Raw genomic sequence first — 14,858 nt, 5'->3', positions numbered from 1 at the left:
GGAGCTGGCGACCGAGTCGGTGTCCTGGCCACGAACCGGGCACCCCCGCCGGGCCGGGGTGTCCTCGTTCGGGATCAGCGGCACCAACGCGCACGTGATCATCGAGACCGCCCCGGCAACCGAACCCGCCGAACCAGCCCACCCAGCCGGTGTGGTCGAGTCGGCCGGTGTGGTGGAGTCGGCCGGTGTGGTGGAGTCGGCCGGTGTGGTGGAGTCGGCCGGAGCGGCCGAGGTGGTGGAGTCGGAGGTATCGGGCGGGGCGGTGTCGGTTGTGGTGCCGTGGGTTCTCTCCGGTAAGTCGCCGCGGGCGGTGCGGGAGCAGGCGGTGCGGCTGGTGTCGTTCGCGGACGGGCAGGACCCGGTGGATGTGGGTTTCTCGCTGGCTACCACGCGTTCGGTGTTCGAGCATCGTGCGGTGGTGGTCGGTGACCGGCAGGCCCTGTTGGCGGGGTTGGGGGTGTTGGCGGGGGGCGGGTCCGCGCCGGAGTTGGTGGTGGGTGCGGCGGCAACGGCGGGTGCGGCGGGCAAGGTCGTTTTCGTGTTCCCGGGGCAGGGGTCGCAGTGGCTGGGGATGGCCGGTGGGTTGCTGGGCTCGTCGCGGGTGTTCGCGGACTCGATGGCGGAGTGCGCGGTGGTGTTGTCGGAGTTCACCGACTGGTGGTTGTTCGATGTGCTCGAGGATGAGGTGGCGCTGGCCCGGGTTGATGTGCTGCAGCCGGTGTTATGGGCGGTGATGGTGTCGTTGGCGGCGTTGTGGCGGTCTGTGGGTGTGGTTCCGGACGCGGTCCTCGGGCACTCCCAGGGCGAGATCGCCGCGGCGTATGTGGCCGGGGCGTTGTCGTTGCGGGACGCGGCCCGGGTGGTCGCGTTACGCAGCCGTGCTCTGCGGGCACTGGCCGGGGGTGGTGGCATGGTGGCGGTGTCGCTGCCGGAGGCCGAGGCCGCGGGGTATGCGCGGCGGTATGGGGTGTCGGTGGCGGCGGTCAACAGTGCCTCGTCGGTGGTGGTTTCCGGTGATGTGCCGGCGTTGGAGGGGTTGGTCGAGGAGTGGGTGGCGGCGGGGGTGCGGGCGCGCCGGGTCGGGGTGGATTACGGGTCGCATTCCGGTCAGGTCGACTCGGTCCGGGAGCAGATCCTGCGGGATCTCGCGGGTGTGACTGCGGTGGCGGCACGGATTCCGTTGTATTCCACCGTTACCGGCGAAGTGCTGGATACCGCTGGTATGGACGCCGGTTACTGGTACCGGAATCTGCGGGAGACCGTCCGGTTCCAGCAGGCCACCGAGTCGCTTTTGGCCGGGGGGTTCGGTGTGTTCGTGGAGATCAGTCCCCACCCGGTGCTGACTCCCGCGATCACCGACACCGCCGGGGAGCCGGCGCTGGTGGCCGGGTCGTTGCGTCGCGGCGAGGGTGGCCTGGACCGGTTTCTGCGGTCGGCCGCGGAATTGCACGTCCGTGGCGTGCCGGTGGACTGGGCCCCGGTCTTTCCTGGTGCCCGCCGGGTGAGCCTGCCGACGTATCCGTTCCAGCGTGAACGGTACTGGCCCGAGGCCGTGGCCGGTGCTGGTGATGTGACCGCGGCCGGGCTGGGCATGGTGGATCACCCCCTGCTCGGTGCGGGGGTCGAGCTGGCGGGCACGGACGGATATGTGTTCACCGGTCGTCTCTCCCTGCGGACGCATCCCTGGCTGGCCCAGCACACCGTGGCAGGGAGGGTCCTGTTTCCCGCGACCGGTTATGTCGAGCTCGCTTTCCGGGCGGGTGATCAGACCGGCTGTGACCACCTCGAGGAACTCACCCTGGAAAAACCTCTCGTGCTCCCCGACACCGGTGGGGTCCGGATCCAGATCGTGGTGGAAAGCCCTGACGAGTCCGGCCGGCGCGTGTTCACCGTCCACTCCCGTACCGATGACGACACCACCGACACCGTCTGGGCCTGCCACGCAACCGGTGTGCTCTCCACCACCACACCCACCACACCGCCCGTACCGGGCCAGTGGCCCCCGCCCGGTGCCCAACCGATCGACCTGGACGGCTTCTACCAGCGACTGGCCGACGCGGACTTCGCCTACGGCCCGGTGTTTCAGGGACTGACCGCCGCATGGCGCCACGGCGACGAAATCTTCGCCGAAACCGCGCTACCCGCCGGCATCGACCCACACGGATTCGGCCTGCACCCAGCACTCCTCGACGCAGCCCTGCACACCGCGTGGATCAACGGAGACGACGAGCCTGCTAGCCGGATGCCGTTCTCGTGGAACGGAGTCTCCCTGCACGCCACCGGTGCTACACACCTGCGGGTCCGACTACGACGGACCGGCACGGACACCGTCTCACTCACGCTGGCCGATCCCGCCGAGGCGCCAGTGGCATCCGTCGAGGCACTGACACTGCGTCCGGCATCGGCGGGCGTCTCGCACGCGACGGCCGCGTCACCCCGGGCCTGGGCGTTGCGGCTGGGGTGGATCGCCGCGGTCACCAAGCCGCATCCCAGCGTACAGCGGTGGGCCGTGCTGGACGACGAGGGCTTCGGACTGCCGGTCGCTGCCGGGCTGGACGCGTTCGACGGCGAGGTTCCCGAAACGCTGCTCGTGCCGGTGGCGAGCGAAACCGCCGGCCAGGTGCTCGGGCGGATCCAGCAGTGGCTGGGCGACGAGCGGTTCGCGGCCGCCAAACTGGTTTTCGTCACCCGTGATGCGCAGACCGACGCAACCTCGGGGTCGGTGTGGGGCCTGGTTCGCGCGGCACAGGCGGAGCACCCGGACCGGTTCGTCCTGGTCGACATCGACGAAGATCCCGCCTCGGTGAGGGCGTTGCCCGCCGCGGTGAGCACGGGTGAGCCGCAGGTCGTGGTACGCGCGGGGGAGGTCCTCGTCGGCAGGCTGGCCCGGGTGCCGAGCCGGCCGGAGTCTTCGCGGCCGTGGGACATCGAGGGCACCGTGGTGATCACCGGTGGCACCACGGGTCCGGGTGCGCTGTTCGCCCGCCATCTCGTGGAGGAGCGCGGTGTGCGGAACCTGGTGCTGCTCGGCGGTACCGGTGAGGGCGGCGCGGATCTCGTCGCGGAACTGACCGTGCACGGCGCCGACGTCCGTGTGGTCGACTGCGACCTCACCGACCGCGACGCGCTGGCCGAGGTCCTCTCGCCGCTGCGGCTGACGGCCGTGCTCCACACCGAAGAGACGATCAGTGAGGACGGCGTCGCGGAGTTGACCCCTGAGCGACTGGACGAGGTGCTCAGGTCGAAGCTCGGCGTCGCGGTGAACCTGCATGAACTCACCCGGAACCAGGACCTGTCGGCTTTCGTGCTCTTCTCGTCGGCGGCTGGACTGTTCGGCGGCGGGCAGGCTGCCGTGCTGGCGGCGAACGCCGGGCTGGATGCGTTAGCCGCGTACCGTCGCGGTCTCGGGCTGCCCGGTATCTCACTGGCTTGGAGCCAGGACACTGCCCTGACCGGAGCTGGCGTGCTGCCACTTTCCGATGACCAGAGGCTGGCGTTGTTCGACTTCGCGACCGGGCTCGACGAGCCCGTGGTCGTATCGGCCCGCCTCGACCTGGCCGCGCTGCGAGCGCGGCCAGAACTCCCGTACGCCCTGCGTTCGCTGGTCAGGAATCCAGTCCGGCGGTCCGCGACGAACAGCTCGGGCACCACGGTTACGCTCGGCGGACGACTAGCTGCACTGCCGAAAGCCGAACGCGCCCGCGTCGTCTTGGATTTGGTGCGCGCGCAGGCGTCGGCCGTCCTGCGGTACGACGGTTCCGATGCCGTCGAAGCGGACCGTGCCTTCGGCGAGCTGGGCTTCGACTCGCTCACCGCAGTGGACCTCCGCAACCGGCTGAACGAAGCGACCGGACTTCGCCTGCCGGCGAGCCTGGCCTTCGACTACCCGACGCCGGCCTCGCTCGCGGACCACCTCGTGGCCGCGCTCACCGGCGGCGCGGGCCCGGTAACCGCGACAACGCGAAGCGGTCCATCCACTTCGGACGATCCATTGGTGATCGTCGGGATGGCCTGCCGTTACCCGGGCGGCGTGAATTCCCCGGAAGACCTGTGGGATCTCGTCTCCAGCGGCGCCGACGTCATCGCCCCGTTCCCCACCGACCGCGGCTGGGACCTGGATGGCTTGCACCACAGCGATCCCGACCACGTTGGCACGAGCTACACGCGACACGGCGGCTTCCTCGACGACGCGGCCGGGTTCGATCCGGCGCTCTTCGGGATCTCCCCGCGTGAGGCGCTCGCCATAGACCCGCAGCAACGGCTACTGCTGGAGACGTCGTGGGAGGCTCTCGAACGCTCGGGCATCGACCCGACCTCGGTGAAGGGACGCTCCGGCGGGGTGTTCATCGGTTGCTCGGCCATCGGATACGCCGAGATGCTGAGTCAAACGCCCGCCGCCGCGCAGCTCGAAGGCCACATCGGCACCGGGAACTCGCCGAGCGTGATGTCCGGTCGGTTGGCCTACACCTTCGGGGTGGAGGGGCCCGCGGTCACCGTCGACACGGCGTGCTCGTCGTCGCTGGTGGCGCTGCACTTGGCTGGGCAGGCGCTGCGGGCCGGCGAGTGCTCGTTCGCGCTGGTCGGGGGCGTGGCGGTGATGGTCGATCCCAGCGAGTTCGTCGAGTTCAGCCGGCAGCGCGCGCTGTCCGTCGACGGCCGGTGCAAGGCCTTCTCCGACAGCGCCGACGGGTTCGGGCTCGCCGAGGGGGTCGGGGTCCTCGTGGTGGAGCTGCTGTCGGAGGCTCGGCGGTTGGGGCACGATGTGCTGGCTGTGGTGCGGGGTTCCGCGGTGAACTCTGATGGTGCGTCGAACGGGTTGACGGCGCCGAACGGCCCGTCGCAGCAGCGGGTGATCCGGCAGGCGCTCGCGGCCTCAGGTTTGTCCACGTCGGATGTTGATGTGGTCGAGGCACATGGCACCGGCACGGTGCTAGGTGACCCGATCGAGGCGCAGGCGCTGCTAGCGACCTACGGTCAGAACCGGGAACGGCCGTTGTGGTTGGGGTCGGTGAAGTCGAACATCGGGCACACCCAGGCCGCCGCCGGGGTCGCCGGGATCATGAAGATGGTCATGGCGATCCGCCACGGCGTGCTGCCGACGACGTTGCACGTGACGGAACCATCCACGTTCGTGGACTGGGCGAGCGGTGCAATCGAGTTGCTGACCGAAAAGGTCGCGTGGCCGGAGCCAGGACGGCCGCGTCGCGCTGGGGTGTCGGCGTTCGGGATCAGCGGCACCAACGCGCATGTGATCGTTGAACAGGCTCCGGCTGTGACTGTCGAGGAGGCCGCACCCCTCGAACCTGCGGTGGTCCCGTGGGTGTTGTCGGCGCGGACACCGGAAACGGTGCGCGCGCAGGCGGCAAGGCTGATGTCCTTTGTGGAGGATTCCGTGTCGAGTCCGCTCGATGTGGGATATTCCTTGGCGGTCAGCCGGTCCGCTTTGGACTATCGGGCGGTCGTGACGGGTAGTGGGCGGGCGGGGCTGCTCGCCGAGTTGGAAGCGTACGCGTCCGGTGGACGCGTGGCCGAGGGAGTGCGGCGGGACTCCGGCCGAGTGGCGTTCTTGTTCGCGGGGCAGGGTAGCCAGCGTGCGGATATGGGCCGTCAGCTGCACGCCCGGTTCCCGGTGTTCGCCCGCGCGTTCGACGAGGTCGCCGAACACCTTGAGCCGAGGTTGCGCGAGATCATGTTTGCCGAGGCGGGCACGTCCGAGGCGGAATCGCTTGGACGGACTGGGATTGCCCAGCCAGCGTTGTTCGCGTTGGAGGTCGCGCTGTTCCGGCTGGTGGAGTCGTGGGGGATCCGGCCGGATTTCCTGGCCGGACACTCGGTCGGCGAGATCGCTGCGGCGCATGTCGCCGGGGTGTTGTCGCTGGAGGACGCGGGCAGGCTGGTAAGCGCGCGCGGCAGGCTGATGCAGGCGCTGCCCGCTGGTGGGGTGATGGTCGCGGTCCAGGCGGCCGAGCAGGAAGTGCTTCCGCTGCTGGCGGGGGTCGCTGATCGGGTGTCGATCGCGGTGGTCAACGGGCCATCTTCAGTGGTGATCTCCGGTGAGCAGAGTGCGGTCGCCGCGATCGCCGAGGAGTTCGCGGCGCGGGGGCGGCGGACACGGTGGCTTAATGTCAGCCACGCGTTCCACTCGCCGCTGATGGAGCCGATGCTGCACGAGTTCGGTCAGATCGCGGAAAGGCTATCTTTTGGTGAGCCGGTGATCCCGATCATCTCGACGGTGACCGGTGACCACGCCGGAGACGGTATGTGTTCAGGAGAATATTGGGTCCGGCATGTGCTCGAAACGGTCCGGTTCGCCGACTGTGTCACACTGCTCGCCGACCTCGGCGTGACAGCGTTCGTCGAACTCGGGCCGGACGGCGCGGCCACGGCCATGGCACAGGAGAACATCGGCACCGACGTGCTGACGGTCCCGCTCCTGCGCAAGGACCGCGGTGAAGAAGAGGCCATCACCGCCGCGCTGTCCCGGCTGTATGTCCACGGCGTTGGCATCGACTGGCGCGGAGTGTTCCACGGCCACGGCGCACGCCGGATCGACCTGCCCACCTACCCGTTCCAACACCGGCGATACTGGCCCGACGGCGCACCTACGCGCGGCGGTTCGGCCCCGGGGCTCGACGCGACTGGGCACCCGTTGCTCGGAATGGCCCTGCAGACCCCGGATTCCGGTGGGCTGGTGTTCACCAGCAGGCTTTCAGTGCACAGCCACCCGTGGCTGGCGGACCGCGTCGCGGCGGGCTCGGTGCTCGTCCCCGGCGCCGCCTTCGTGGAACTCGCCATCCGCGCCGGGGACGAGGCCGGTTACGGCCGGATCGGCGAGCTCACCCTGGAAGCGCCGCTGATCCTCCCGGAAAACGGCGCGGTGCTGCTCCAGGTTGCGGTCGGTGGCGAAGACTCCGCCGGCCGTGAAGTGAACATCTTCTCTCGCGCGGACAACGATTCCGGCCAGTCGTGGGTCCGGCACGCCACCGGGGTGCTGGTGCCGCCCGATCCTTCCGGCCCCGCATTCGACACGGCCCTGTGGCCTCCCCGCGGCGCCGAACCGGTCGACCTGGAAGGCTTTTACGACGAGCTGGCCTTCGATGCCGGGTTCACCTACGGTCCGGTTTTCCGGGGGCTCACGGCCGCCTGGCGGCGTGGCGACGAGGTGTTCGCGGAGGTCTCACTGCCCGAGGCGGCCTGCGCCGAAGCGGCGGGCTTCGGGCTGCATCCGGCGCTGCTGGACGCGGCGGTGCAGACCTCGGTCTTCGCGGGTCTCGCCGAAGCCGAAGGCACCCGGTTGCCGTTCTCCTACAGCGGCGTCTCCTTATATGCCCACGGGGCTTCGGCGCTGCGGGTCAGGTTGACCACGACCGGCTCTGACTCGGTGGCGATCGCGGTGGCCGACACCACCGGCGAGCCGATCGCATCGGTTGGTTCCCTGGTGCTGCGGCCTTTCGCGGCCAACCGGCTTGCGCTCGCCGCCGGCCAGGACGCGTTGCTCGGTTTGGAGTGGACACCGGTCGACGTGCCCGCGGCCGCCGATGCAGACGGCTGGGTGGTGCTGGGTGAGCCGGTCGTCGAAGGTGTCCCGGTGGGCGCGGACCTGGCCGAGCTGGGTGAGCTCAGACCCGAAGTCGTGCTGCTCGGCGTGCCTTCCGGCGCGATACATGCGACGGTGACCGACGTTCTGAGCCACCTGCAGCGGTGGCTGGCCGACGAGCGGTCCGGCAGCGCCCGCCTGGTTGTGGTGACCCGTGACGCCGAGACGGACGTCGGGCAGGGGGCGGTCTGGGGTCTGGTGCGTTCGGCGCAGTGGGAGAATCCCGGCCGCTTTGTCCTCGTCGATACTCCCGCACACAGCGGGCCGGTTTCCCGCGAGCTACTGGCGGGCGTTGTGGCCTCGGGAGAACCGCAGGCCCGGATCGTCGACGGCAAGGTCCACTTCGGACGTTTCGTCAAGATTCCCCCGGCTGAAAGCCAGGTCTGGGACCGCGAAGGTACGGTCCTGATCACCGGTGGTACCGGCGCTCTCGGCGCGCACCTGGCCCGGCATCTCGTGACTGGACATGGTGTGCGACACCTGCTGCTGGCGAACCGAGGCGGTGATATGGCTCCCGGCGCGGCGGACCTGGTGGCAGAACTGGCCGCGCACGGCGCCGAGGTCCGGGTGTCAGGGGGTGATCTGGCGGATCGTGACAACGTTGCCGCGCTGCTCGCCACGATTCCCGCTGAACACCCGCTGACCGCGGTGGTCCACGCGGCGGGGGTCCTCGACGACGGTGTTCTCGCGGCGATGACCCCGGGACGCCTGGACACGGTGCTGCGGCCGAAGGTCGACGCGGCCTGGAACTTGCACGAGCTCACCCGCGGGTCCGACCTGTCGGCTTTCGTCGTGTTCTCCTCGGTCGCCGGGGTGCTCGGCAGTCCGGGACAGGCGAACTACGCGGCGGCCAATGCCGGTCTCGACGCGCTGGTCGCACACCGACGCGCACAGGGCCTGCCCGGGCTGTCCCTGGCGTGGGGCGCGTGGGACCTCGATCGCGGGATGACCGCCACTCTCACCGAAGCTGATCTGCGGCGCATCGCGCGCTCCGGCATGCCTGCGCTCCCACCGGAACGCGGGCTGGCCCTGTTCGACGCGGCTATCGGCGGTGACCGCTCGCTGGTAGTGGCGGTGCCTCTGGACCTCCGCATGCTCCGTGCGCTTCCGGAGGTGCCACACCTGTTGCGTGGAGTGGTCGCCGCGCCGGCTCGGCGCTGCGCGGTGACCGCCGCCGAGGCTCCCCCCGACCTCGTCGCCCGGTTGAACGGCCTGGATCGGCGGGACAGCGAGACTGCCATGGTCGGCATCGTCACCGCCGAGGTGGCGTCGGTTCTCGGTTACGACCGGGCCACCGCGTTGGAGGCCGAGCGTGAGTTCCGGGAGCTCGGCCTGGACTCCCTCACCGCGCTCGAGCTGCGCAACGGCCTGAGCTCGGCGCTCGGGCTAAACCTGCCCGCGACGCTGACCTTCGACCACCCGACTCCTGTTCTGCTGGCCGAGTACCTGCTCGGCAAGGTCCTGACGGACGCGGCGCCGGACGTCGTCTTCGAACTCGACCGATTGGAGAACGCGTTATCGCTGTCGAATCCCAAGGACGCCGCTCGCAGACGAATAGCGAGGCGCCTGCGGGTATTGCTCGCGAAGGTCGAGGACACCCCGGACAGCGACGACGTCCGTGGTTCCGTCGAGTTCGCCACCGACGATGAACTCTTCGCACTGCTGGACGACGAATGACTCCCGCCCCGTCATCGGATTTCCGCTCACCAACCAGTCAGGGCTCTGAAATGACGAACGAAGAGAAGCTTCGTGGCTACCTCAAGAAAGCGACCAACGATCTTCTGATCGCTCGCGCCCGCCTGCGGGAACTCGAGTCCGGCGAACAGGAGCCGATCGCCATCGTCGGGATGGCCTGCCGCTATCCCGGTGGCGTGACCTCGCCGGAGGAGCTGTGGGATCTGGCGTACTCGGGCGGGGACGGGATCTCCGGATTCCCGGACAACCGCGGCTGGGACATCGACGGGCTGTTCGACGACTACCGCGGGGAACGCGGGACGAGTTTCGCGCGTGAGGGCGGGTTCCTGCACGACGCCGCCAACTTCGACGCGGGTTTCTTCGGCATCTCGCCGCGAGAGGCGCTGGCGATGGACCCGCAGCAGCGGTTGTTGCTGGAGACCTCGTGGGAGGCGATCGAGCGTACCGGGATCGATCCTGCCTCCCTGCGTGGCAGTGAAAGCGGCGTCTTTGTCGGCGTGATCTACCACGACTACGGGTCGTCGCAGACGGTCGAGTTTCCCGAAGACGTCGAGGGCTACCTCGCCACCGGCAACGCCGGCGGCGTGATGTCGGGCCGCCTGGCCTACACGTTCGGGTTGGAGGGCCCGGCCGTCACCATCGACACGGCGTGCTCGTCCTCCTTGGTCGCGCTGCACTTGGCCGGGCAGGCGCTGCGTTCCGGCGAGTGTGACCTCGCGCTGGCCGGTGGAGTGACGGTGATGGCCACCCCGGGCACGTTCGTCGAATTCAGCAAGCAAGGCGGGCTCGCCGCCGATGGCCGGTGCAAGTCATTCAGCGATTCCGCCGACGGCACCAGTTGGTCCGAGGGCGTCGGCATCCTCGTGGTGGAGCGCCTTTCGGACGCCCGGCGCAAGGGGCACCACGTCCTGGCCGTGGTGCGAGGCACCGCGGTCAACTCCGACGGCGCGTCGAACGGGCTGACTGCACCCAGCGGGCCGTCTCAGCAGCGGGTGGTCCGGCAGGCGCTGACCGCCGCCGGGCTCGCCGGGGTCGATGTTGACGTAGTAGAGGCGCACGGGACGGGTACGACCCTCGGCGACCCGATCGAAGCGCAGGCGCTGCTCGCCACTTACGGCCAGGGACGGCCGGCGGACCGTCCGTTGCTGCTCGGGTCGGTCAAGTCGAACTTCGGGCACACCCAGGCCGCGGCGGGGGTGGCGGGGATCATCAAGATGGTAATGGCGATGCGGCATGGTGTGGTCCCGCCGAGCTTGCACGCGGAGGCGCCTTCCAGCAAGGTCGATTGGGACAGCGGCGCGGTGGTCCTGGCGACGGAACGGGTGCCGTGGCCGGACGCGGGCCGGCTCCGGCGCGCGGGTGTGTCTTCGTTCGGTATCAGCGGGACGAACGCGCACGTGATCCTGGAACAGGCGCCCGAATCCCCGGTAGCGGCGCCGGTGACCGACACCGTGATCCGGCCGTGGGTGCTTTCCGGCCGCTCGCCAGAGGCCATGCGCGCGCAGGCGGAGCGGCTGCTGTCCTTTGTGGAGGCCAATCCCGAGATCAGCGTCGCGCCGGTCGGCAGGGCGCTGGCTCTTTCGCGAGCTCCGTTCAAGCATCGTGCGGTGGTCGTTGGCACCCGCTTGGCCGACTTCCGTAACGGCCTGGCTTCGCCGAACCTGCTCACCGGGATTGCCACTAGCGGCGCGAAGACGGCGTTCGTCTTCGCCGGTCAGGGCGGCCAGCGGGTGGGTATGGGGCGCGAGCTGCACGCCCGGTTCCCGGCGTTCGCCGAGGCTTTCGACGCCGTGGCCGCCCAGCTGGAGCTCGATCTCCTGTCAGCCGACGAGGAGGCCTTGGGGCAAACCGAGTTCACGCAGCCGGCATTGTTCGCGCTGGAAGTGGCACAGTTCCGATTGCTGGAGTCCTGGGGCATCACCCCTGATTTCGTGGCGGGCCATTCGATCGGTGAGATCGCGGCCGCGCACGTTTCGGGCGTGCTGTCTCTTGAGGATGCCTGTGCGCTGGTGTCCGCTCGTGGCCGTCTGATGCAGGCATTGCCGGCCGGTGGTGTGATGGTGGCGGTCCAGGCTTCGGAGGCGGACTTGCCACCGCTGCCAGATGGTGTGTCACTGGCGGCGGTGAACGGCCCGCGTTCGGTGGTGATCGCCGGGACCGAAGCCGCGGTGTCGCAAGTGGACGGATTCAAGAGCCGGCGCCTGCAAGTGCGTCACGCCTTCCATTCGGCGTTGATGGAGCCGATGCTGGAGGAGTTCCGCGCGGTCATCGCGGACCTCTCGTTCGGAGCGCCGTCGATCCCGGCGGTGTCCACGGTGACCGGGGCGGTGGTAACCGAAGAATGGGGCGATCCCGAATACTGGGTCCGCCATGTCCGGGAGACTGTGCGGTTCACCGAGGGGGTGCACGCCCTCGAAGCGGTCGGTGCCGGAGTTTTCGTAGAACTCGGCCCGGACGGTGTGCTGTCCGCGATGATCCACGAGAACCTGGCTGATGCCGTCACGATCCCGTTGCTGCGCGAGGACCGAGGAGAGGAGGAAACCGCCGTTACCGCGCTTGCACGCATCTGGACGGTGGGGGGTACCCCGGACTGGGCCGCGGTGTTCGCCGACACCCCCGCCGTGCCGGTGGAACTACCGACTTACGCCTTCCAACGGGAACGGTACTGGCCCAAAATCGCCGTGCGGCCCGGTAACGCGGCGGCGCTCGGTCTCGGCGAGATCGACCATCCGATGGTGGGTGCGGCGGTGGAGCTTCCCGGGGCGGACGGTCACGTGTTCACCGGCAGCCTGTCGTTGCGGTCGCATCCTTGGCTCGCGGGTCACGTCGTGGCCGGGACCGTATTGTTACCTGGCACGGCGTTGCTCGAACTGGCCCTCCGCGCTGGGGAAGAGGTCGGCTGCGGCCGGGTCGAAGAGCTGACCCTGGAAGCCCCGGTGGTTTTGGCCGAGGACACCGCCGTCGCCGTCCAGGTGGTCGTCGACGCGCCGGATGAGTCCGGCCGGCGGGCGTTGAGCGTCTACGCGCGGCAGTCCGACGCCCTGAACCAGCTCTGGACCCGGCACGCGAGCGGAGCACTGGCCGGCGCCGGTCGTCCGGCCGCCGAAGAAGGCGGCAGCTGGCCTCCGGCCGGGGCTGAGCCAGTCGACATAACTGGGCTTTACGACAGGCTGGCCGAAGCCGGTTTCGACTACGGCCCGGCTTTCCGCGGTCTGAGGGCGGTCTGGCGATGCGGTGAGGACTTCTTCGCCGAAATTTCGCTGGGCGAGGACGAACGCGCGGACGCGGCCACCTTCGGCCTGCACCCCGCGCTGCTCGACGCTGCGCTGCACGTCTCGGGGCTCGATGGCGAAACCGGGCGCCTCCCGTTCTCCTGGACGGGGGTGACCCCGCACGCCGCCGGAGCCTCGGCGGCGCGCGTCCGGCTTACGCCGCTCGGCGCGGACCGGCTCGCACTCGAAGTGTCCGACCAGCTCGGGCAGCCGGTGCTGTCGGTGGATTCGCTGATCTTGCGTCCCGTCGACGTCGGCGTCTCCGGCAGCCCGGCCGTGAAAGTGGGACGGGACTCGCTCTTCCGGCTCGACTGGGTGCCGCTGGAAGCCGATGCCGGGCTTCCCGGCGAACCGGTGATCGTGCTCGGCGAGGACCTGGGCGCCCCCGGCGTGACCTCGTTCTCCGACCTCGCCGAACTGACGGCCGCGGTGGACGACGGCATGGCCGTTCCCGGCACCGTCTACGTCCCGCTCGAGACTGAGCTGGCCGACGTGCCAGGCGCCGTGCGTGCGGCGACCGCCGAAGTGCTCGGGCTGATGCGGACCTGGCTGGCCGACGTCCGTTTCTCGGGTTCGCGGATGGCATTCGTGACACAGGGCGCGCTGCCCGTCGGGGATCTGCTCGACGTCGTCGCCGCCTCGGTGTGGGGCCTGGTGCGATCGGCGCAGTCGGAGCACCCGAACCGGTTCGCGCTGATCGACTTCGACGGCGAAGCGGAATCACTGGCCGTGTTGCCGATGGCTGCCGCTTCGGGCGAGCCGCAGGTCGTGGTGCGTGACGGCGAGATCCAGGTCGGCAGGCTGACGCGGATTCCAGCGGGATACTCGGCGCCGCACTGGGACGTCGACGGGACGGTGCTGATCACCGGCGGGACCGGCAGCCTTGGCGGGCTGCTAGCCCAGCACCTCGTGGCCGGACGCGGAGTGCGAAACCTGGTGCTGCTGAGCCGCCGCGGTAGCGAAGCGGCCGGGGCCACCGAGTTGGTCGCGGGGCTGACCGCGCTCGGTGCCGAGGTCCGGGTGGTGGCCTGCGACGCCGCCGACCGCGACGCGCTCGCCGAGGTCCTCGCGTCGATCCCCGCCGAGCACCCGTTGACCGCGGTGATCCACGCCGCCGGGGTGCTCGACGACGGCGTCCTCGACGCTCTCACACCCGAGCGCCTGGATACCGTCCTGCGCGCGAAGGCCGACGCGGCCTGGCACCTGCACGAGCTGACGCGGGACCTCGACCTCGCGGCGTTCATCCTGTTCTCCTCGGCCGCCGGGGTGTTCGGAAGCGCGGGTCAGGGCAGCTACGCGGCAGCGAACACCTTCCTCGACGGCCTGGCCCAGTATCGGCGCGGGCTCCGCCTTCCGGGGCTGTCACTTGCCTGGGGTGCCTGGGTGCCCTCGGGCGGGATGACCGCCGGGCTCGCCGACTCGGACATCCGCCAGATGGACCGTGCAGGCTTCCCGCCGCTGAGCCACGACCAGGGCCTGGCACTGTTCGACCTGACCGCCGCGGAATCGGGCGTGGTGGTCGCGATGCGGCTGGACAGCCGCGTCGTGCGGCGCCAGCCACAGATCCCACCGGTGCTGCGTGGCCTGGTGCATGCGCCGCTGCGCCGCTCGGCAGCCGCAGAAGTGGCGCGACCGGGAACCTTGCGGGACCGGCTCACGAGAGCTGATGTCTCCGAGACCCGGGAGACGGCCGTGCTGGACCTGGTCCGTGGACAGGCCGCGGCGGTGCTTGGCCATTCGAGCGCGAAGGCGATCGATATCGGACAGGCGTTCGGGGAGGTGGGCTTCGACTCGCTGAGCGCCGTCGAACTGCGGAACCGGTTGACCGCGGAAACCGGGCTGTCCCTGCCCTCGACGCTGATCTTCGACTACCCCACCCCCGGGCTGCTGGCCGAGTTCCTGCTGACCGAGATCACCGGCAGCGAGCCGACGGTGCCGACCCCGGTGCTGGCCAGTGCCCCGGCCACGGACGATCCGATCGTGATCGTGGGTATGGCGTGCCGCTTCCCGGGTGGGGTGACTTCGCCCGAAGAACTGTGGGATCTGGTGGCCACCGGCCGGGACGGGGTCACCGGCTTCCCCACCGATCGCGGCTGGGATCTCGAGGGGCTCTACAACCCGGATCCGGACAGTTGGGGGACCTCTTACACGCGGGCGGGCGGTTTCCTGCATGAGGCCGCGGAATTCGACCCCCATTTCTTCGGGATTTCGCCGCGTGAGGCGTTGGCGATGGATCCGCAGCAGCGGTTGTTGCTGGAGACGTCGTGGGAGGCGTTCGAGCGTGCGGGCATCGA

The 14,858-nt window shown here is 69.7% G+C and carries 2 protein-coding genes; both read left to right on the top strand.

Annotated elements, in window-relative coordinates:
• Nucleotides 1-9,274: SDR family NAD(P)-dependent oxidoreductase (locus tag ACWDKQ_RS31850; RefSeq protein ID WP_450142475.1), on the top strand; the 9,274-nt coding region annotated here is incomplete at its 5' end.
• A 50-nt stretch (nt 9,275-9,324) separates the two neighbouring features.
• On the top strand, nt 9,325-14,858 hold a 5,534-nt coding region (locus ACWDKQ_RS31845; protein ID WP_450142474.1), incomplete at its 3' end, for an SDR family NAD(P)-dependent oxidoreductase.

The sequence above is a fragment of the Saccharopolyspora sp. NPDC000995 genome (assembly GCF_053599315.1).
The sequence above is the reverse complement of the archived record's forward strand: the minus strand, read 5'-3'. Positions and strand labels throughout refer to the sequence as shown.